General features: G+C 52.8%; 18 protein-coding genes. 11 read left to right on the top strand and 7 right to left on the bottom strand.

What is annotated here, in order from left to right; all coding sequences use genetic code 11:
* Positions 1-35: 35 nt before the first annotated feature.
* Together AYJ59_RS12745 and uvrD are read right to left on the bottom strand one after the other, a co-directional pair.
* A complete protein-coding gene (locus AYJ59_RS12745) occupies positions 36-647 on the bottom strand; it encodes an ABC transporter ATP-binding protein (protein ID WP_127120317.1) in 612 nt (203 codons plus the stop codon).
* Positions 647-2,857 (bottom strand): DNA helicase II, encoded by a 2,211-nt coding sequence (gene uvrD / locus AYJ59_RS12750; protein WP_127120318.1) that lies wholly within the window; start codon positions 2,855-2,857, stop codon positions 647-649. Before uvrD ends, AYJ59_RS12745 begins: the two co-directional genes overlap by 1 nt.
* A gap of 365 nt (positions 2,858-3,222) precedes the next feature.
* Between uvrD and trxA the strand changes: the two genes are divergently transcribed.
* The 6 genes from trxA to AYJ59_RS12780 all read left to right on the top strand — a co-directional run bounded on the left by trxA (position 3,223) and on the right by AYJ59_RS12780 (position 8,064).
* On the top strand, positions 3,223-3,549 hold the full coding sequence (trxA, locus tag AYJ59_RS12755; RefSeq protein WP_011369549.1) for a thioredoxin TrxA: 327 nt from the start codon (positions 3,223-3,225) through the stop codon (positions 3,547-3,549).
* Between the two features lie 131 nt (positions 3,550-3,680).
* Complete coding sequence (rho, locus tag AYJ59_RS12760; RefSeq protein ID WP_029939392.1) at positions 3,681-4,940, top strand: transcription termination factor Rho; 1,260 nt, start codon at positions 3,681-3,683, stop codon at positions 4,938-4,940.
* Between the two features lie 255 nt (positions 4,941-5,195).
* The gene (locus AYJ59_RS12765; protein ID WP_011369547.1) at positions 5,196-5,447 is read left to right on the top strand and encodes a type B 50S ribosomal protein L31; all 252 of its coding nucleotides are present in this window, start codon (positions 5,196-5,198) and stop codon (positions 5,445-5,447) included.
* 170 nt (positions 5,448-5,617) lie between these two features.
* Entirely contained in the window at positions 5,618-6,451 is an 834-nt protein-coding gene (locus AYJ59_RS12770) for a thermonuclease family protein (protein WP_225972352.1), read from the top strand.
* A 169-nt stretch (positions 6,452-6,620) separates the two neighbouring features.
* Positions 6,621-7,685, top strand: a complete 1,065-nt coding sequence (gene hemE / locus AYJ59_RS12775; protein ID WP_127120319.1) for a uroporphyrinogen decarboxylase — start codon at positions 6,621-6,623, stop codon at positions 7,683-7,685.
* A 31-nt stretch (positions 7,686-7,716) separates the two neighbouring features.
* On the top strand, positions 7,717-8,064 hold the full coding sequence (locus tag AYJ59_RS12780) for a putative quinol monooxygenase (protein ID WP_127120320.1): 348 nt from the start codon (positions 7,717-7,719) through the stop codon (positions 8,062-8,064).
* A gap of 76 nt (positions 8,065-8,140) precedes the next feature.
* Here the strand turns inward: AYJ59_RS12780 and AYJ59_RS12785 are convergent, their stop codons facing one another.
* From AYJ59_RS12785 to mutY, 3 genes are all read right to left on the bottom strand, one after another.
* The gene (locus AYJ59_RS12785) at positions 8,141-9,343 is read right to left on the bottom strand and encodes an EAL and HDOD domain-containing protein (RefSeq protein WP_127120321.1); all 1,203 of its coding nucleotides are present in this window, start codon (positions 9,341-9,343) and stop codon (positions 8,141-8,143) included.
* Between the two features lie 197 nt (positions 9,344-9,540).
* The gene (locus AYJ59_RS12790) at positions 9,541-9,813 is read right to left on the bottom strand and encodes an oxidative damage protection protein (protein ID WP_029939387.1); all 273 of its coding nucleotides are present in this window, start codon (positions 9,811-9,813) and stop codon (positions 9,541-9,543) included.
* Entirely contained in the window at positions 9,797-10,855 is a 1,059-nt protein-coding gene (gene mutY / locus AYJ59_RS12795; protein ID WP_127120322.1) for an A/G-specific adenine glycosylase, read from the bottom strand. Before mutY ends, AYJ59_RS12790 begins: the two co-directional genes overlap by 17 nt.
* A gap of 324 nt (positions 10,856-11,179) precedes the next feature.
* Here mutY and trmB point away from each other — a divergent pair, with 324 nt between their 5' ends.
* A complete protein-coding gene (gene trmB / locus AYJ59_RS12800) occupies positions 11,180-11,875 on the top strand; it encodes a tRNA (guanosine(46)-N7)-methyltransferase TrmB (protein WP_237260399.1) in 696 nt (231 codons plus the stop codon).
* A gap of 82 nt (positions 11,876-11,957) precedes the next feature.
* Here trmB and AYJ59_RS12805 read toward each other — a convergent pair whose 3' ends face one another.
* Positions 11,958-14,225: an AsmA family protein gene (locus AYJ59_RS12805; RefSeq protein ID WP_127120324.1), complete on the bottom strand. Its 2,268-nt coding sequence runs from the start codon at positions 14,223-14,225 to the stop codon at positions 11,958-11,960.
* A 33-nt stretch (positions 14,226-14,258) separates the two neighbouring features.
* On the bottom strand, positions 14,259-15,443 hold the full coding sequence (gene hemW, locus AYJ59_RS12810; RefSeq protein WP_127120325.1) for a radical SAM family heme chaperone HemW: 1,185 nt from the start codon (positions 15,441-15,443) through the stop codon (positions 14,259-14,261).
* Positions 15,444-15,517: 74 nt separating this feature from the next.
* Between hemW and pta the strand changes: the two genes are divergently transcribed.
* The 4 genes from pta (at position 15,518) to AYJ59_RS12830 (ending at position 20,218) form a co-directional block, all read left to right on the top strand.
* Complete coding sequence (gene pta / locus AYJ59_RS12815; RefSeq protein ID WP_127120326.1) at positions 15,518-17,605, top strand: phosphate acetyltransferase; 2,088 nt, start codon at positions 15,518-15,520, stop codon at positions 17,603-17,605.
* A gap of 10 nt (positions 17,606-17,615) precedes the next feature.
* Complete coding sequence (locus AYJ59_RS12820; RefSeq protein ID WP_127120327.1) at positions 17,616-18,755, top strand: acetate/propionate family kinase; 1,140 nt, start codon at positions 17,616-17,618, stop codon at positions 18,753-18,755.
* A gap of 144 nt (positions 18,756-18,899) precedes the next feature.
* Entirely contained in the window at positions 18,900-19,262 is a 363-nt protein-coding gene (locus tag AYJ59_RS12825) for a DUF3302 domain-containing protein (protein ID WP_029939380.1), read from the top strand.
* The gene (locus AYJ59_RS12830) at positions 19,262-20,218 is read left to right on the top strand and encodes an HlyD family secretion protein (RefSeq protein WP_029939379.1); all 957 of its coding nucleotides are present in this window, start codon (positions 19,262-19,264) and stop codon (positions 20,216-20,218) included. The genes AYJ59_RS12825 and AYJ59_RS12830 overlap by 1 nt, the downstream gene beginning before the upstream one ends.
* Positions 20,219-20,278 lie beyond the last annotated feature (60 nt).

Genomic DNA, 20,278 nt, shown 5'->3' on the forward strand with positions numbered 1-20,278 from the left:
TCCGATTCGCGTTTTACGTCAATCCATATTAAAGCTTAGAGCGTCGTCGAGCCTTTCGACAACACCAACTGCTGGGACGCGAGTCGTTCCGCCTGCGCCGGGTCATGCGAGACCCACACCGCGCAGGCTTGCTGTTCGGCCAAATAAGATTGAACCAATACCTCAACCGCCAAGGTGGAGTCCGGATCCAGGTTCGCCGTCACCTCATCCAACAACAACACTTTCGGCTGGAACGCCAAGCCCCGCAACAAAGCCAATCGCTGTTTTTCGCCGCTCGATAAGGCCGTGACCGGTTGTTTTAAAATCGACTTCGGCAATCCCAGCGCGGCCAAACCGGAAACCAACCAATCCGAATCCTTCTCGGTCACAGCATCCGGGTAATGTGCTTCAACCGAATCGTCCCACCAAGCGGTTTCGGCCGGAAACCACATCACTTGACGACGCCACACCGGCGGCGGAAACACCGACTGTTTCTCGGCATTCAACCAGGCCTGGCCGGAATGCGGCTCCAAATCGGCCAAGGCTCGCAATAAAAGCGATTTGCCGGAGCCGGACACGCCGGACACCATCAAGACCTCCTGCTCGGCCAGTGTAAAAGATACCGGAGCCAGCAAGGCGTCAATGGCGAGTTCTTCCACTCGAAACATCACAACTTCTCCAGCTTGGCAAAGGCCGCGACCAGCCATTTGGTGCCGGCATGATTGAAATTCACCTGAATGCGCGCATGGTCACCGGCACCTTCAGTCGCCAACACCATGCCCTCCCCGAACTTCTGATGAAACACCCGTTCACCGACTTGGTAACCGCTTTCATTCAGCGACGCCGCAGCTCCTCCGCCATACCCTCCGTAACCGGCGGTCGTGGCATGCGTGGACCCTTTCAAACGCACATGCTGCACACAGTCTTCAGGGACCTCTTTCAAAAAACGCGACGGCAACGGATAAAACTCCGAGCCGTGCATCCGGCGGCGGTTCGCGTAGGAAATCATCAACTGTTTTTCCGCCCGCGTAATGCCGACATAGGCCAGTCGACGCTCTTCTTCCAACCGATACGGGTCTTCCTGCGATTGTTGAGACGGGAACAACCCTTCCTCCAAGCCAATCATAAACACCAACGGGAACTCCAGGCCCTTGGCGGCATGCAGCGTCATCAACTGCACCGACGACTCCCAATGGTCCGCCTGTTGTTCTCCGGCTTCCAAGGCCGCTTGCGCCAGAAATTCCGCCAACGGATTATCGAAATTCGGTTCGTCAAACGCATCGCTCGGTAAGTCCGCCACGCTTTCATGAGTCCGCATCGGCTTAAACTGACTGACGGCATTAATCAACTCGTCGATGTTTTCCAAACGGCTTTGGCCTTGCTCGGAGGTGTCCTTTTCAAAATGCAGCTGCAAGCCGGAGCGCGACACCACCTGCATGACCTGATCCTGTAAATCGAGTCCGTCGGTGCTTTGATCCAATGCTTCAATCAAGGTCAAAAAACCATTGACCGAGGTCTTGGCACGCGCCGTCAAACCGGCTTCCACCAACTGATTGGCCGCTTGCCAAAGCGAAATTTCTTCCATCCGCGCCACTTCGCGGATTTGATCGGCGGTTTTATTGCCGATGCCGCGCGGCGGGTGGTTATACACCCGTTCGAAGGCGGCATCGTCTTCGCGACTGATCAACAAGCGCAGATAAGCCAGCACATCTTTGATTTCAGCGCGATCGTAAAACCGCAAGCCGCCATACACCCGATAGGGAATCTGCGCTTGCAACAGCGCCTGCTCCATCACGCGCGACTGGGCGTTGGAACGATACAACACCGCAATTTCCGAACGGCTACCGCCCTGCTCGCACCAGGCTTCAATCTGATTACAGATATAGCGCGCTTCATCCTGCTCGTTGAAGGCTTCGTAAATTTGAATCGGCTCGCCGTCTTCGCCGGCACTCCAAAGGTTTTTCCCCATCCGGTCCTGGTTGTGCGCAATCAACGCATTGGCGGCTTTCAAAATCACATTAGTGGAACGGTAGTTCTGCTCCAGGCGAACGGTTTTCACATCGGAAAAATCCTCGTCGAAACGGCGGATGTTTTCGATTTTCGCCCCACGCCAACCGTAAATAGACTGGTCGTCGTCACCGACGATAAACAATTTGCCCGTGGCGCCCGCCAACACCCGCAACCAGGCGTATTGCAAGGTATTGGTGTCTTGAAATTCGTCCACCAGAATATGACGGTAACGATTTTGGTAATGCGCCAACACTTGCGGATTCTTCAGCCACAGTTCGTGGGCGCGCAGCAGCAATTCGGCAAAATCCACCAGGCCTGCCCGTTTGCACTGTTCCTCGTAAGCTTGATAAATCTGCACCATCTTACGCACATACGGATTGTGCCCGGCGTCAATATGATGCGGACGGCGACCTTCTTCTTTCTCACCGTTGATAAACGCCTGCACCTGTTTATGCGGCCATTGCGCTTCGTCCAGTTCCAACGCTTTCAATAACCGCTTGATCACACGTTTTTGGTCATCGGCATCCAGAATCTGAAAGGCTTGCGGCAACCCGGCTTCCTGATAATGGGTGCGCAGCAAACGATAGGCAATGCCGTGAAACGTGCCCATGGTAATGCCTTGCGACTGATTGCCGATCAACGCTTCCACCCGACCGCGCATTTCGCTGGCGGCTTTATTGGTGAAGGTCACGGCCAGAATGTTATAGGCCGAAAAGCCCATCACCTCCGTCAACCAAGCGATGCGATGCACCAGCACCCGGGTTTTACCACTGCCGGCGCCGGCGAGAATCAAGGCATGACGGTCATCCACCGTCACCGCTTCTCGCTGGGCGTCATTTAAATCATTTAATATGTGTGAAATATCCATAAAAACTAAAGTCGAAAACCAAAATCGTATCAATCGTGAAAAGGGACAGGTAATGCGCATATCCTAAGGGATTTTGGCGCTTTCAGCATCTTTTATTCACCCCCGCCAATCGCCAAATGAAAAACATTTCAGATTTTGCTTGCATTGAAAACGGAAACAATGTAATAATTATCCAAATTTCAAAAATTCAATCTTCATCCAACGCATACATAAACGGGTTCCGCCGCAACGGAAAACCCAAATAAAGACTTGGATGATAATTCTTATCTCGACCCCGATAGCTTCCCATACGACTTTCTCCACAACCAATTGGGGATGCGTGTAAGCATCAAAATCGAGATACTTAAAACGTAAGGAGTTACCTAATGAGTGACAACATGATTGCAACCTCTGATGCAAACTTTGACAGTGAAGTACTACAGTCCGACGTTCCTGTTTTGGTGGATTTCTGGGCCGAATGGTGTGGTCCTTGTAAAATGATCGCGCCAATTTTGGACGAGGTTGCCGGTGAATACGCAGGGAAAATCAAAGTCGCTAAATTGAACATCGACGAAAACCCAGCGACACCGCCAAAATATGGCGTGCGCGGTATTCCGACACTGGTTCTGTTCAAAAACGGTGAAGTGGACGCCACTCAAGTCGGCGCGCTTTCTAAGTCTCAACTGTGTGCATTCTTAGACGGTAACCTATAACTTCACGGACTTCCCGTTCAAAGCCGCCCGACGTCAATGGGCGGCTTAGATTCACAATCACTCGATCATCCCCCAAACATTTAAACTTCCAACTACCCCGTTCAACCTTACTCAAAGACAGTTATAACCATATGAACTTAAACGATCTTAAAAAAATGTCTGCGGCCGCTTTGCTGGACATCGCCGCGGAAAAAGGCCTGGAAAACCTGGCCCGTCTGAAAAAACAAGACATCATTTTCGCCATTCTGAAAGCGCATGCCAAAAGCGGTGAAGACATTTACGGTGAAGGGGTGCTTGAAATCCTACCGGATGGCTTCGGCTTCCTGCGTTCCGGCGACGGTTCTTACTTGGCCGGGCCGGACGATCTTTACGTCTCACCGAGCCAGATTCGTCGCTTCGGTCTGCGTAAAGGGGATACCATTCAAGGCAAAATTCGCCCACCGAAAGACGGCGAACGCTATTTTGCCTTGTTGAAAGTTGAAAAAATCAACTTCGAAGACCCGGATGTCGCCCGTAAGAAAATCGCCTTCGAAAACCTGACCCCATTACACGCGCAAGAGCGTTTGAAAATGGAGCTGGGCAACGGCAGCACGGAAGACATCACCACCCGTATCATCGACATTGCCGCACCGTTTGGTAAAGGGCAGCGTGGTTTGATTGTGGCGCCACCGAAATCCGGTAAAACCGTGATTCTGCAACAAATTGCGCAATCCATCGCCGAAAACCACCCGGAAGCCTATTTGATCGTGCTATTGATCGACGAACGTCCGGAAGAGGTGACCGAAATGCAGCGTACCGTTAAGGGCGAAGTCATTTCTTCCACCTTTGACGAGCCGGCTACCCGCCACGTTCAGGTTGCGGAAATGGTCATCGAAAAAGCCAAGCGTTTGGTCGAACATAAAACCGACGTGGTCATTCTGCTGGACTCCATCACCCGTTTGGCGCGTGCTTACAACACGGTCGTGCCGTCTTCCGGCAAGATTTTGACCGGTGGGGTGGATGCTAACGCCTTGCACCGCCCGAAACGTTTCTTCGGTGCCGCGCGTAATATCGAAGAAGGCGGCTCCCTGACCATCATCGCCACGGCGTTGGTGGACACCGGTTCGAAAATGGACGAAGTCATCTTCGAAGAGTTCAAAGGCACCGGTAACATGGAACTGCATCTATCACGCAGCATCGCCGAAAAACGCACCTTCCCGGCCATCAACATCGAGAAGTCCGGTACGCGTAAGGAAGAGTTGCTCACCACACCGGAAGAGTATCAGAACATTTGGATTCTGCGTCGCTTCCTGCAAGGACTCAACAACGAGGTGGATGCCATCGAGACGTTGATCGACCAAATGAAGGTCACCAAAACCAACGACGAACTGTTCACGGCGATGAAGCGCTAAGCCGCTTCCCGCCGACAATCCGAAGAGCGAGCCGAACCAAAACCGAAAAATTGCAAGTATTTCATCCATTAAATGCGGTTTTTACTTGCAATTTTGTTTTTTAGTTCTATAATTTCGCTTTCTTTTTTTAAACATAGTGGTGTATCAGCTTTGTCTGTGCCCTGACAATTTGTTTTGGTTTCCATGCCAAAGACAATGAATCGGCCAAACGAAAAAGACAAATTGAGCACTGCATAAATAAAATGGACCGTCATCATGCAAGCAGGCATTCATCCAGAATACAATGAAGTGGTTTTCCAGGACATCTCGACTGGTGAAACCTTTTTAACTCGTTCTACGATTGAAAAAACTTCTGGCGACACCATTACTTTAGACGGCAAAGAATACCCACTAGTTCGTATCGAAGTTTCTAGTGCTTCACATCCTTTCTTCACTGGTAAGCAATCACTGGTCGATACAGAAGGACGTGTTGAAAAATTCCGTCAAAAATACGGTATGCGCAAGTAAGCACTTCACACTGTTATTTTGTTGCAAAACAAAATATCCTGAAAAAGGCCGTTTCAAACGGCCTTTTTTATTTCTACGATTCCCTGACGCCCCTTCGATTTTCTTCACGCTCTTGGCTTGGCCTTTGCTACAATCTTTCTCATCCAGTTCAACCCAAGACACCGACTCCTATGATGAAATTATCGATTGCCGCTTTGAAATCCTGTGCTAAATGGCTACCGCTCTGCCTGCTGCCCATTGCTTTTGCGTCTCAGGCCGACGACTGTGCCCCTCAGAAAATCGATGTCTGGGTCAAGGCCAGCTTTGCCTTGAGTGGTGATACCATCATCATTCAAAACAATGAGTTCCGTCTCATTGGCATCGAGGCGCCACAAATCCAGAAAAAACAAAAATTCTATACCCGCGGCCAACCGTTCGCGAAAGAATCGCAAACCAAACTCAATCAACTGCTGGCCAACCACGATTTGCAAGTCGGCGTGGAATACGATGAACTGAAAATCGACGATTTCTACCGCAATTACGCCCACCTGTACATCAAGCAGGACGGTCGCATCGTCAATCTGCAAAAACTGATGCTGGAAAGCGGCCTGGTATTGGCGAAATCGGAGCCGCCTAACATGAAACACCAAAAGTGCTATTACCAGGCGGAAAAAACCGCTCGGGAAGCCAAGATTGCACTGTGGAGTTTGGCGGAAAAACGGCCAGACCTGCATTATCCGATTGCCCCCTCTTCGGAAATCAACACCGAAGACGAGGGCTATCACATCTTCAAAGGCAAAATCGTCAAGGTCGATAAAAGCTCCAACAATTACATCCTCAACATGGACACCACCGGCATCCGCATCCGCAAAGCCGACTGGGAGCGCTTCGATTACGACAGACTGAAAACACTGGAAGGCAAAGTAATCGAAGCCCGCGGGTTCGGATTCCTGTACGGTGGTTCCATGTTCGTCAAGGTGCGTTCTCCCTTTGCCATCGACCGCCTGAACCCGGTTAACGAATAACCCCGGCTCGGCGCTTTCGAGCGCTCGCTCTAGGGGTCTTGGCCTTTTTCCAACCCTTTCGCTAACACTTTGATTCCTAAACGGATTGAAAACCGGTTTTTTTGTGACATTTGGGCGTCTCGCCGTTAAAATAGCCCTTTCGATTCAAATGACACAAAAAGGACTTCCGATGGCGGAACTACAAAACGACCGTTTTTTACGCGCACTTTTAAAAGAACCCGTGGATCGCACCCCCGTGTGGATGATGCGTCAAGCCGGTCGTTATCTGCCAGAATATCGCGAAACCCGCAAGGAAGCCGGTTCCTTTATGGACTTGTGCCGTAACAAGGAACTGGCCTGTGAAGTGACCCTGCAGCCATTGGAGCGTTTCCCGCTGGATGCCGCCATCCTCTTTTCCGACATCCTCACCATTCCGGATGCCATGGGGTTGGAATTGCGTTTTGCCACCGGTGAAGGGCCGATTTTCGATAAGCCGGTGCGTTCCTTGTCGGATGCGAAAAAGCTGTTTGTGCCGGATATGGGCTCCGATCTGGGCTACGTCATGGATGCGGTCAGCACCATCCGCAAAGCCTTGGACGGTCGCGTGCCGCTCATTGGCTTCTCCGGTAGCCCTTGGACGCTGGCCACTTACATGGTCGAAGGCGGCTCCAGTAAAACCTATTCTAAAATCAAAGCGATGATGTACGACGAACCCGCCACCTTGCATCACATTCTGGATGTCCTGGCGGACTCCGTCATCGCTTATTTGAATGCGCAAATCGAAGCCGGTGCCCAAGCGGTACAGATTTTCGACACCTGGGGCGGCGTTCTGACGCCACGCGACTATCAGGAATTCTCGCTGCGCTATATGGCGAAAATCGTCGACGGTTTGAAACGTGAAAACGACGGTCGCAAAGTGCCGGTCATCCTGTTCACCAAAGGCGGCGGGCAATGGCTGGAGAAAATGGCCGAAACCGGTTGTGATGCTCTAGGCCTGGATTGGACCACCGACATCGACGACGCTCGCGCCCGTGTCGGCGACAAAGTCGCTTTGCAAGGCAATATGGACCCAAGCATTCTTTACGCCTCTCCAGCGCGAATTCGCGAAGAAGTGGCGACCATTTTAGAAAAATACGGTCATGGCACAGGGCATGTTTTCAACTTGGGCCACGGCATCCACCCGGAAGTCAACCCGGAACACGCCGGCGCTTTCATTCAAGCGGTCACCGAGCTGAGTCCGAAATACCACGGTTAAAACGCCACGGCCACCAGAAAGGAACCCGAAAATGTCTCAACGCGTTTATTGCATTGCGCAATTCCAACCGAAGCCGGGACAGGCATCCGCGCTGTTCAAAGTGCTCCAGGCATTGGAGCCCAATACCTTGCGTGAAGACGGTTGTTTGCAGTATCGCGTCACCCGTCAAATTCAAAGCCCCTTTGCCGACGGGAAAAGCATGCCAATCGCGTTTAACGAAATCTGGCGCGACATGCCCAGTTTCGAAGCGCATTGTCAGCGCCGGGAAATCGTCGAGTTTTTCGAAACCCAATGCCAAGCCGAAACGGGATTGGTCGCCGATTGGAATGTCTGCGTCTATTCGGATGAACCCGAGGGCTACGACGCCCCGGTTCTGTAAAACCAAAAAACCGCCAGGCCTTTATACTCTTTAGGGTGTGGCGGTTTTTTATGATTCAAACGATGAGCCCTGCCAATTAACCCAAATCGACCTTATTGGCGAACTCCATCGCTTCCAGATACAGTTTCGACAGCTCTGAGGGCGTCAGGCCTTCAGGAAGCTCGAAATCGGTTCGGCCTTGCTCCATCCCCTTGACTGCCGCCAATGCGACGCCTAGAGAACCGTGAGAGGCCACCAGTGCCTGTTTGATTTTCGGGTCGAAGTTCAATTGCGCCAGCAACTCCTCCAGAGACGCGTCCATCACCGCATCCAACGTCGAGAAAAGCCCCACAGTAAAATAGCTGTCCTTGGAAAAGTCTCCCACCTGTTCACCGACCAGTTCGCAGAACTTGGCACGAATCAAAGACGTGTGGAACAGCTCGCGCGGCTTGTCATCCACGCCCGACAACACCATCATACTCGACCAGCTTTGCAAACGCTTCAGGCCGAAGCGCAGCACCGCATCGTGAATCGACGTAATCGTGTGATTGCCGCCCGCTGTCGCCACAAAGCGTAACAACTTCTGGCTCAGCGCCACATCCTGACGGATGATGTTGCTGAGGATTGCCATATCAATGTCCGGATCATAGACATTGGCCAACAGCTTCATGGTCGACAGCTTATTGGACGGCAGACTGCGCCCTTGCAGAATTTTGGGCTTGGAAAAGAAATAACCCTGAAAATAATCGAAACCGATTTTTTGACAGAATTCGAATTGCTCACGGGTCTCGACCTTTTCGGCCAACAAACGAATGCCTTTTTCTTTCAGGCGGCCCACGTGTTCCAGCATTTTCTTGGGCCCGACTTGTAGGATATCGACCTTGATGATATCCGCACAGGCTTCCAGTTCGGCCAATTTCGGATTGAAAATGTAATCATCCAGCGCCACCTCATACCCTTTCGCACGCAAAGCGTTCAAGGCCTCGATAATCTTAGGCGTTACATGGACGTTTTCCAGCACCTCAATGGCGATTTGCTTCGGTGGGAAAAAAGGCTTGTTCTCACTCAGCAACAACCCTTCGGTGAAATTGATAAAAGCTTTATGACGGCCGACCACTTCCTGAAACCCCATGTCGCCGAACAGGTTCATCATCACCTGAGCCGTGGCATGGTCGCCACCGAGAATGCGGGCATGGTTGTCTTCGGAACCGGAACGGAACAACAGTTCATAGGCATGAACGCGCACGGACGCGTCGAAAATCGGCTGACGGCCGATATAGATATCCACTAATTGCGACATGATTATCTCTATTTTAATCGCTGAAAATCGGTGCCCGGCAAGCTGTTTCCGCCTTTTCCGGCACCCATTTTCATTTTAGCACAGGCGGATTTCCGGCCGAATCAATCGTCTCTATCCCAATGATAAGTTTCACCGATAATACCGAACAAATCGCCATCGCATAGGCTTCTACATCAGTGCCAAAAGTGAGGGCCCCGTTAATCAACGGCGTTGAACTCGTCCGGCATGTCGATGTCTTCACCGCCGAACAGGAATTTCTGCATCTCGTCTTTCAGAAAGTTTTGCGCTTTCGGGTCCAGGCTGGACAAACGGTATTCGTTAATCAAAATCGTCTGTTGTGCCAACCATTGTTTCCAGGCCTCTTTAGACACATTATCAAACACCTTTTGTCCCAATTCGCCCGGAAAAGGTGGGAAGTCCAAGCCTTCCATTTCTTCGCCCATTTTGACACAGTTAACCATTCTCGCCATTGTGACTCTCCAGTTGTTTGATGAGTTTTCGAATCGGTGCCGGCACGCCTCGCGTCAAGGCTTCCGCCACCGGCAGCCATTCGCCCTCCAGATCGGTCGAGCGCACCCGGTCCACCAGAATCGGTTGAATCATCAGGTGATAATGACTGAAAGTGTGTTTCAGAAGGGGCCATTTTACCAAATCCCCTGCGCCCTCACAGACGGTTTCAACCTTGTTTTTTATCAGGTTTTGTACCGCCGGTTCCGGCGATTCCGGCAGGCTCCAAAGCCCGCCCCAAATACCGTTTGCAGGACGTTTTTCCAATAAAATATCACCGGACGGCTTCCGAAACAGCAACATCGCCACCTCTCGCGTCGGCTTTTCGGTTTTCGGCTTGGAATATGGAAACTCGGTGACGCGGCCTTGCTGCCAGGCCTGGCAGTTTTCGCTGACCGGACACACATCACACTTCGGCTTGCTGCGGGTGCATAAGGTCGCTCCCAAATCCATAATCGCCTGGGTGTAATCTTCGAATCGTGTCTCTGGAGTCAGTGCCTCGGCCCGCTGCCAAAGTTTGGCTTCGGTTTGCTTTTCACCCGACCAGCTTTCCACCGCATCGTAACGGCACAGCACCCGTTTGACGTTACCGTCCAAAATCGGATGCCGCTGCCCACAGGCAATCGACAGAATCGCACCCGCTGTGGAACGGCCAATGCCCGGCAAGGCCATCATGCCTTCCAAATCCGACGGAAAGACACCCCCCAATTCATCCACCACCACTTTCGCCGCTTTCAGCAAATTGCGCCCCCGGGCGTAATACCCCAGCCCAGACCAATGCGCCAACACCGCTTCTTCCGTAGATTGGGCCAAGGCTTCGACCGTTGGGAAAGAGGCCATAAATCGCTCGTAATACGGAATAACCGTTTGCACCTGAGTTTGCTGCAACATGATTTCCGACACCCAGACCCGATAAGGGGTTTTGTCCTGCTGCCAAGGCAAATCATGGCGGCCCGAAACATCGAACCAATCCAGCAAGGCCTGTGAAAAAGAAGGTTCGGTCATTGCCTGTCGTTTATCCAATTCGCTTTTCCGTTATAATAAGAGAGCTTTGCACGAGGTGGATGAACGGATAAAAATGGCTAAAATTTCCCTGAATGTCGTTGAAAAACTCGTTAATAGCCAGCTATTAGCTTCGTTTTCCGCCTAATTCAGAAAAATTTTATCTCATTTTTCTATCGCGCCCCACTCATGCAAAGCTCTCAAGTCAAAAATTTAAACACTAGGGCAGCGAGATTCCCCGCAGGGTAATCAAGCGGCCCACATATTGTACTAAACCCCATGACCGAAAAAACAACCGAAACCACCCAAACCCAACCGTCGTCGGAAATGCCGGCGGACATCCCGGCCGAAAAACGCCGCATCAAAAGCTTTGTCTTACGCCAAGGGCGCCTTTCCAAGGCACAACAAAACGCGCTGGACGCCATGTGGCCAAGCTATGGACTGGAACTGGAAGATAAACTCTTAGACCTCACCGAGCTGTTCGGGCGCGATGCGCCGACCATTGTCGAAATCGGTTTCGGCATGGGCACCAGTCTGGCAGCCATGGCGGAAGCGCACCCGGAAAACAATTACATCGGCATTGAAGTGCACCGCCCCGGCGTCGGCGCCTTGTTGAAACTGGTTCAGGAAAAGGGCCTCACCAATGTGCGTGTTTTCAACGACGACGCGGTGGAAGTGTTGAATAAACAGATTCCTAAAGACAGCCTGTCGGCGGTGTATCTGTTCTTTCCCGACCCTTGGCACAAGAAAAAACACAAAAAACGCCGTATCCTGCAGGCGGAATTTGCGCAAACCATTGCCCAACACCTCAAACCCGGCGGCCATTTCCACATGGCGACCGACTGGGAGGATTATGCCGAGCAAATGATGGAAGTGATGAGTGCGGCACCGGATTACAGCAACACTGCCGGAGAAGGTCAGTTCACGCCGCGCCCGGATTACCGCCCTTTGACCAAATTCGAGCAACGCGGTCATAAACTCGGTCACGGCGTATGGGATTTGATTTTCGAGCGCAAGACTTAATCACAACAAGTGCCCATTGGGCACAAACGCTTGTAAACCCTAAAAAACCACCAGGCCTGGTGACTTTTGTCAATACAACGAATCAGGATTGAAATAGCTGCTGCAAGCCTTGCAGCAGCTTCTGCTGGTTATCCGGATTGTTCAATAAAGCCTTCATGTCCACCGACCATTTCAATTGATCCAGCGGCCCTTTCAAATAGACCGGCACTTTCATGCCCTTCAAGGACCGTAACGACTTCGGCGGGTTCTGATACACCGTGTACAAAGTGCTGTCGAGCAAAGTCGAGGTCAATTCCAATGACCCCAGCCCCGTGGCGGAAAAACGCCGGCTTTTCACCTTGAAGTCCTTGGTTTTCAGAATGCCTTTCTGAATATTTCCCGTCAGACTCAATTGACTGAACTGCGTGGCGTCCTGCGGCTGGGTTTTCTGCCCGGCCAATAACTTGTTCAAATCCATGCCCACAAAGGCGCCGTCGCTCACCTTAGCCGTGATGCGCCCGTTCATATTCTGGCGCAGCAAGTAACTGTTGACGCCGCGCGTCTGCAAATCAAAGCCGCCACTGTAAGCGCCATCCAACTGGTGATACTGCCAACCGTCGGCCAGGAACGGTTTCAGCTGAATCGCGTTCATCGTGCCCTTCCAGTCATATGCCGGAGTTTTGCCGGTGACGTCCACAGCCAGCTCGGAACGCAGCTTGCCTTGGTACAAATCGGCGTTTAACGGCGCCAGTTTCAACTGGCCGTCCTTCGCCGCCAGGGTCAAATCGAAGTGGGTGAACACCATCTGCCAAGCCTTCAATTGCCCGATGGTCAAGCGCCCTTCGGCATCGAGCTCTTTCAAGGTATTGACCGGCAAGGCAATCGGCAGATAGGTTTCCGGCTTTTTACCCGAGGCGGTTTGAACCGGTGCGGTTGGCTTGGGCTGAGCCGCCGTTTCCGCAGAGCGCCGTTTTTTCGGCGGCGGATTCACATAGGCTTCGTATTGGTCCATGTCCAATTCGGACACCGCAATGTCAAAACGGTATTGATCCGGTCGTCCGGCCTGCTCTCGGCGTTGAATGTGACCGGCGATTTTGGCGCCGTCCACCAGCATCTCCAAATCGTCGATATTCAACTGACGCGCCGTCTGTTTCCAACGGAACGCCGCCGACACATCTCTCAAGACCTTACGGTTGACGAAATGTGGGTACTCGATGCCGGAATGGCGGAACCATTTGCGCAAACGAATGTGCTCGGCCTTCACCTCACCTTGAGTTTGTGGATGCGCGCCATACTGGCCTTGCAAGGAAGTTTCGATTTGGGTTTTCAGCGAGCCCAGTTTCGCCTGCTCCACGTGGAACGTTTTCTGTTCCATGTCCAGCTTAAACGTCTTGCCGGTGGTTTCGACCCGCACTTCCGGCACTTTTGTGTCTTTCGGCAGAATCATACGGATATTGCCGTTCCAATCGGCCAATTGCCATTGCTTCAAGGCTTCATTCACCGTCAATTCGGTCGATAGATTGACGTGGAAACGGCTTTTGACCACATTAGTTTGATAGGCGAAATTGGTCAGCAATTTGAACGGTTCGTCCGGCGCGATATCGAACGCCATCAGGTCGAAATCGTCTAGCAGGAAGGTATGGCCGTTTTCTTCATTACGCCATTCCAGCACGGCGTTTTGCGACACGAAACTGTTCAAACGCCAGTGGAAACTCGGCGGATTGCCCTGGCGGTTTTCCGCACTGTTCACCACCGGTTGATAAGCGACGGTTCGAAAAGTCGCTTTCGGTTCCGGCAGAAAATGCGACAGCATCGGCATGCCGTGCCAGTTGCTGCGCCCGTTCTTGTCGGTTTCGAGGTACAAATGCGCGCCTTCCAGTTCCACCCCGAGAATGTCCAGCTTGCGATTCACAAACAAATCCCACAGGGAGAACTCCACCTGAATACTGTCGATTTTCGCCAGGTCTGGGCGCTCTGGATCGGTTTTGTCCTGCATCGCCACCTGACTGGCTTCCAACGCAAACGGCCAGACCGAGACATCCAGCTCGCCTTCGATGTTTAACGGATAACCGGTGCGAGCCTGAAATTCACTTTCGATGGTGGTTTTGTACTGGTTGAAATCCATAAAGGTGATGGCACCGATGAAGGCCAACACCACAATGATGGGAATCACCGCCAAGCCCATTACCAAACGACTGGTCCATTTCACAGCCGGATGCGCAGGTGGGCGGCGTTTTTTCGCCATGCGCGCCTCTTTGATCGGGCACACATGGTCGTCGGAATACACTCGTTTTTCCGGATTTAACGCCTCTTCAATCCCGGCGGCATCTTCCGGAGTGGCATGCGGTAATGGGTCTTTTTTGGATTCCATAATCTTTCCTCTTCCGTTACGACCTGGGCGGCGTTATAAAAATGCCTGCAACACGTCGTTTAAATAGGTTTGGCCGGTGCGGGTCAGCCGCACCGTTTCACCGTCAAGCGTCAACCAGCCTTTGTCCGCCAAATCCTGCAAGATGGGCTCAATTGTATGCAATGGCAGGCCGGTGCGCAAAGTAAACAAACTTAACTCGAAGCCATCCTGCAAACGCATCGCATTGAGCATGAACTCAAATACGGCATCGCTGTCGCCCACGTTTTCCAGCCGCCCGGTTTTGCCCTCGGCCATCATGTTCATATAGCCGCCCGGCGAGGCCGGCATTTGGGTGCGCCAAATCACCCCTTGCGGCGGGTCGGTGATTTTGCCGTGCGCGCCCGCACCCAACCCGATATAGTCGCCGAATTGCCAATAATTCAGGTTGTGGCGGCAGGCCTGGCCGTTTTGCGCATAGGCCGACACTTCGTAATGATGATAGCCGGCCTCCGCCAAACGTTGCTGACACGCCAGCTGCATCTCCCAGGCCTGGTCGTCTTCCGGTAATTCCGGCGGTTGCTTATAAAACGGGGTGTTAGGCTCGAGCGTGAGTTGATAATGCGATAAATGTGGCGGCTGCAACCCAATGGCGGTGTCGACATCGTGCAAAGCCTGTTCCAGATTTTGATTCGGCAACGCAAACATCAAGTCGAGATTGAAGTTGTCGAACCCGGCGCTTTTGGCCGCTTCCACGGCGCGATAGGCTTCATCGGCCGAGTGAATTCGTCCCAGGGCGTGTAACTTTTCGTCGTCAAAACTTTGAATGCCCATCGACAAACGGTTTACACCGGCTTGACGAAACCCGGCGAACTTTTCAAAATCGACCGTGCCGGGATTGGCTTCCAAGGTGATTTCAATGTCCGGTTGAAACCCCAACAAGGCTCTGGCGCGAGATAAAAAACTGTCCAGCCCGGCTTCGGACATTAAACTCGGCGTACCGCCGCCGAAAAATATCGACTGAATCGGCCGCCCCCAAACCATCGGCAAGGTCTGTTCCAGTTGCCGAATCAGTGCGTCGAGATAAGCGGCTTCTTGATCTGCATCCAAATTATTCGAGGTATGCGAGTTAAAATCGCAATAGGGGCATTTTTGGATACACCAGGGGTAATGCACATATAAACTGAGCGGAACGGGTTGGGTAAACTGCAAAATAATCGGCGCCTGTCGATGGAAAACCATTATTTTAATGGAAATTACATACGCAAGTGTTAAGCTTGCATATAATTCAACCAGCTTTTATAAACGAATTCGGTATGGAACCCAACAGTCTCTTCATTGCCCCCCGCGAGCGCCACGCCGGCAGTTTGCTTGTTTCACTCGGTTTGATGTCTCTGCTGCGACAACGGTTTGAAAAAATCGCCTTTTTCCGCCCGCTGGTCAGCGAGGCGGACGACCCGGACAGTCGCTTTATCCACGACTTCTTCCAACTCAACATTCCCATGGCGCAAATGACGGGCGTGACATTATCGGAGGCGACCCAGAAACTCAGCGACGGCCATAAGCACGAACTCTTCGAACAACTGGTGGCGCAATACCAGACCCTGCAACAGGAATACGATTTCGTGCTGGTGCACGGCATGGAGATGACCCGCCACGCCAGCGGCATCGAGTTCGACATCAACCTGGCGCTGGCGAAACACTTCAACAGCCCTTACGTGCCGGTGCTGAACGGACAGGACAAAACCCGCTCCGAGATCGAAACCGAAATCGAGATGGAATTGCACGCCAGTGCCGACCATGACCCGTTTGCGTTTTTCATCAACCGCATGGCACCGGCCTTACACGACGACAGTGAAGACTTCAAAAAACACCCAGGCCTGCCGGTCTTTTACCTGCCGGAACTGGACGACCTCAACACCCCGACCATCAAAGAAGTCGCCGATGCCTTACACGGCAAATTCTTGACGCCCAAGAAACAGGGCTGGAACCGCTTGGTGAAAGCGCCCATCGTCGCGGCCATGACCATCGAAAACTATCTGCCGCGCGTCAATGAAGGCGATTTGATTGTGGTGCCGGGCGATCGCAGCGACATTCTCATCGCGTCCGTCATGAGCCTGTTTGCGCGCAACATGCCCAATATCGCCGGGATTCTGCTCACCGGCGGACTGGTGCCCAAGCCGGTGATTCAGGACCTAATCATCAATTTCGAAGGACGTGACCTGCCCATTATCTCCGTTCAGACCGACACCTATCCGTCGGCGATGGGCGTCGGCCGTGTGCGTGCCAAACTCAACGCCAACAACAGCCGTAAAACCCATCTGGCGCTCGGGTTGTTCGACCGTCATGTCGACCGCGACAGCCTGATGGAACGCATCCTGCAACGCGCCAGCGACCACAGCCGCGACATCACCACCCCCATCATGTTCGAATACCGCCTGTTCGAAACAGCGCGTCAGCGCCTCAAAACCATCGTATTACCCGAAGCGTCGGACGAACGCATTCTGCGCGCCTGCGACGTGCTGTTACAGCGTAAGGTCGTTAACCCGATTCTGCTCGGGCGCCCGGACGAAGTGCTCTATCAAGCCAATTTACTCGGCCTGAACCTGGAGGGCGCGCAAATCATCGACCCGGAAACCAGCCCCTGGAAATCGCATTTCATCGACCAACTGTTTGAAATGCGCCAACACAAAGGCATGACCCAGGATTTGGCGAAAGATTCCATCTCCCATGTGAGCTATTTCGCCACCATGATGGTGCATCTCGGCTATGCCGACGGCATGGTCTCCGGCGCCACCCATACCACGGCGGACACGGTGCGCCCCGCCCTGCAAATCATCAAAACCCAACCGGATACCTCGCTGGTGTCCAGCGTGTTTTTCATGTGTTTCGATACCCGTGTGCTGGTCTACGGTGACTGTGCCGTCAACCAAAACCCGACGGCCGAACAGCTGGCGGAAATCGCCATCGGTTCCGCAGACACCGCACGGCATTTCGGCATCGACCCGAAAGTGGCGCTGTTATCCTACTCCACCGGGGAATCCGGCCACGGTTCCGAGGTTGATAAGGTTCGGCAGGCCACCCAACTGGCACATCAAAAACGACCAGACCTGCTGCTGGAAGGGCCTTTGCAATACGACGCCGCCATCGACCCAACCGTCGCCCGACAGAAAATGCCCGACAGCGACGTGGCCGGACAAGCCACCGTGTTCATCTTCCCGGACCTCAATACCGGCAACAACACCTATAAAGCCGTGCAACGCGCCTCCGGCGCCATCGCCATCGGCCCGGTACTGCAAGGACTGCGCAAACCGGTCAACGACTTGAGTCGGGGCTGCAGTGTGGCCGACATCGTCAACACCGTCGCCATCACTGCCATTCAGGCACAAGCCAACGACCAATGAGGACGACATCATGAAGATATTGGTTTTGAATGCCGGCAGCTCCTCGATGAAATACAGTCTGTTCAATGGCGAAGACTCTCACCAAATCGCGCACGGTTTGGTGGAACACATCGGCGAAACACCGGAACGCGACGTGGCATTCGCGTTACGCCAGGTGGAAAGCGAACTGCAACAGCAAGGCCTGATTGAACATCTTGGCGACTGCGATGCCGTCGGCCACCGCGTGGTCCACGGCGGCGAGGATTTCCAACAACCGGTCATCGTTACCGAGTCGGTCATGGACACCATCGACCGGTTGTCGGAACTGGCACCGTTGCACAACCCCGCCAATCTGGCCCCGATGCGGCTATTGGCCGAAAAACACCCAGGCCTGGTGCAAACGGCGGTCTTCGACACCGCCTTTCACCAGAGCATGCCGGCCTATGTATACCACTACGCCATTCCCAAACACCTTTACGACGACCATCTGATTCGCCGCTACGGCTTTCACGGTACCTCGCACCAATACATTGCCAAACGCGCCGCGACTCTGCTCGGCAAGCCGCTAAACCAACTCAATATCATCTCCATGCACCTCGGTAACGGTGCCAGCGTCTGTGCCATCCAGTACGGTAAAAGCATGGACACCAGCATGGGGTTCACGCCGTTGGAGGGCTTGGTCATGGGCACGCGCTGCGGTGATCTCGACCCGTCGATTCCGCTGTATATGATGCGCGAACTGGGTTACACCGCCGAACAGGTCGACCATCTGCTCAATAAAGAAAGCGGATTATTGGGGCTGGCCGGGCAGAACGATATGCGTGAATTGATGCAAATGGCCTACGCCGGTGACGAAAACGCCGGGCTGGCGCTGAAGATTTTCATCTACCGTTTGATTAAAGTGGCGGGCAGTTACATGGCGATTATGGACGATTTGGATGCCATCGTGTTTACCGGCGGCATCGGCGAACATGCCGATAAAATCCGCTACCGCGTGGTCAATGATTTTTCCAAGGCGTTTGGGTTTGAAATCGACCCGGTCGCCAATGTCAAAGCCCAGGGCGAAAGCTGCATCACCCGACCAACCAGCCGGATTCCGGCCTGGGTGATTCCCACCGATGAGGAAAAAGAAATTGCTCAACAGACGTTGGCGTTGCTGTCGGACACCTGAATGCATACGGTCAAATGCTCAGCCGCATGTCACCTCAATGCATGCGGCTCAACAACTCAATAATAAGTTTCTTTTCAGCCTTTCGGTTTCGTATAAAATAAGCATAAATCGTAATCGTTTTTAAATAAGCACTTTGGATACCTCATGCACGAGTTTTTAAATTATTTTTCACTGTTTCTGCTGTTTTTCGTGGTCGTCGTACTTTTTTACGGCATCATCGCCATTCACGACATCCCCTATAAAATCGCAAAAAAACGCAACCACCCCCACCAGGATGCCATCGAAGCCGCCGGCTGGGTGAGCCTGTTTATGCTGCATGTTCTCTGGCCGTTTTTATGGATTTGGGCCATGACTTACCGGGAAGAACGCGGCTGGGGCTTTCAGTCCAACACACCCGCTTCCAATCCGAACGAAGCCAGCCTGGCGCAACTGCAATCTGAACTCAGCGCCTTGCAAAATGAAGTGCGTAGCCTGAAAGGCGACACCGCCAACGGAGGTCAAGACTGATGGACATGTTACTCATCCTGACCTATACCGCGATTTGCATCGTACTTTTCAAGCTTTTCAGAGTGCCCGTCAACAAATGGACGGTGCCGACCGCCGCACTCGGTGGTGCCTTTTTGCTAGGCGGCATTTACGGTGTTATGAACTACAGCCATCCTTATTCCAGCCAAGCTCGGGAATATTTTTACGCCACGCCCATCTCGCCGACAGTGAGAGGCCGTGTCATTGACGTGCCGGTCGAGCCGAACACACCGCTCAAAGCCGGGGATGTTTTGTTTAAAATCGACCCAAAGCCCTTCCAGGACAAAGTGGACGAACTCACGGCCAGACTGAAGGAAGCGAAAAAGAACCTGGGACGTTATCAGGAAATGATGCGTAAAAACCTGGGCCGCCAATTGGACGTCGACCAGACCCAGTCACGGGTGGATGCCTTGCAGGCCGAACTGGCCAAGGCTGAGTTCGACTTGGATCAAACCATTGTCCGCGCACCGACCGATGGTTCCGTGACACAGCTTTTCCTGAAACCGGGCATGATTGCGGTGCCGATTCCGCTGCGACCGGTGATGGTATTCATTACCCAGCAGCAGGATTTATTCGTCGGTTGGTTCCGACAAAACAACCTGATGCGCGTGAAGCCCGGCTTCGAGGCCGAAGTGGCGTTTGATGCCATTCCCGGCCGTGTCTTCAAGGCCAAAGTCTTCGGGGTCCAACCTTATATGGCGGAAGGCCAGATGCAACCCAATGGTGTTTTGTTGACGGATAACAATCGTATCAGCGGCATGGTGCCGGTCAAACTGAAAATCACCGACCCGGCGTTTGCGGAATACCGCGATCAGCTACCTGGCGGTTCTTACGCTCAAGCGGCGGTTTACTCGGATAAATTCGAGGACTTGTCCATTATCCGGAAAGTGCTGTTACGCATGGCGTCTTGGATGAACTACATTTTCCCGATTGACTGACGGACGTTTTTAAATGCCCGAAAATAAAAAACCGCCAGGCCTGGCGGTTTTTTTGTTTGG

The sequence above is a fragment of the Thiomicrospira sp. S5 genome, from assembly GCF_003991075.1.
Taxonomy (GTDB): Bacteria; Pseudomonadota; Gammaproteobacteria; order Thiomicrospirales; family Thiomicrospiraceae; genus Hydrogenovibrio; species Hydrogenovibrio thermophilus.

Coding starts and splice junctions, on each gene's coding strand:
- AYJ59_RS12745 (WP_127120317.1), bottom strand. CDS start 647: ATGTTTCGAGTGGAAGAACTCGCCATTGACGCCTTGCTGGCTCCGGTA.
- uvrD (WP_127120318.1), bottom strand. CDS start 2,857: ATGGATATTTCACACATATTAAATGATTTAAATGACGCCCAGCGAGAA.
- trxA (WP_011369549.1), top strand. CDS start 3,223: ATGAGTGACAACATGATTGCAACCTCTGATGCAAACTTTGACAGTGAA.
- rho (WP_029939392.1), top strand. CDS start 3,681: ATGAACTTAAACGATCTTAAAAAAATGTCTGCGGCCGCTTTGCTGGAC.
- AYJ59_RS12765 (WP_011369547.1), top strand. CDS start 5,196: ATGCAAGCAGGCATTCATCCAGAATACAATGAAGTGGTTTTCCAGGAC.
- AYJ59_RS12770 (WP_225972352.1), top strand. CDS start 5,618: ATGATGAAATTATCGATTGCCGCTTTGAAATCCTGTGCTAAATGGCTA.
- hemE (WP_127120319.1), top strand. CDS start 6,621: ATGGCGGAACTACAAAACGACCGTTTTTTACGCGCACTTTTAAAAGAA.
- AYJ59_RS12780 (WP_127120320.1), top strand. CDS start 7,717: ATGTCTCAACGCGTTTATTGCATTGCGCAATTCCAACCGAAGCCGGGA.
- AYJ59_RS12785 (WP_127120321.1), bottom strand. CDS start 9,343: ATGTCGCAATTAGTGGATATCTATATCGGCCGTCAGCCGATTTTCGAC.
- AYJ59_RS12790 (WP_029939387.1), bottom strand. CDS start 9,813: ATGGCGAGAATGGTTAACTGTGTCAAAATGGGCGAAGAAATGGAAGGC.
- mutY (WP_127120322.1), bottom strand. CDS start 10,855: ATGACCGAACCTTCTTTTTCACAGGCCTTGCTGGATTGGTTCGATGTT.
- trmB (WP_237260399.1), top strand. CDS start 11,180: ATGCCGGCGGACATCCCGGCCGAAAAACGCCGCATCAAAAGCTTTGTC.
- AYJ59_RS12805 (WP_127120324.1), bottom strand. CDS start 14,225: ATGGAATCCAAAAAAGACCCATTACCGCATGCCACTCCGGAAGATGCC.
- hemW (WP_127120325.1), bottom strand. CDS start 15,443: ATGGTTTTCCATCGACAGGCGCCGATTATTTTGCAGTTTACCCAACCC.
- pta (WP_127120326.1), top strand. CDS start 15,518: ATGGAACCCAACAGTCTCTTCATTGCCCCCCGCGAGCGCCACGCCGGC.
- AYJ59_RS12820 (WP_127120327.1), top strand. CDS start 17,616: ATGAAGATATTGGTTTTGAATGCCGGCAGCTCCTCGATGAAATACAGT.
- AYJ59_RS12825 (WP_029939380.1), top strand. CDS start 18,900: ATGCACGAGTTTTTAAATTATTTTTCACTGTTTCTGCTGTTTTTCGTG.
- AYJ59_RS12830 (WP_029939379.1), top strand. CDS start 19,262: ATGGACATGTTACTCATCCTGACCTATACCGCGATTTGCATCGTACTT.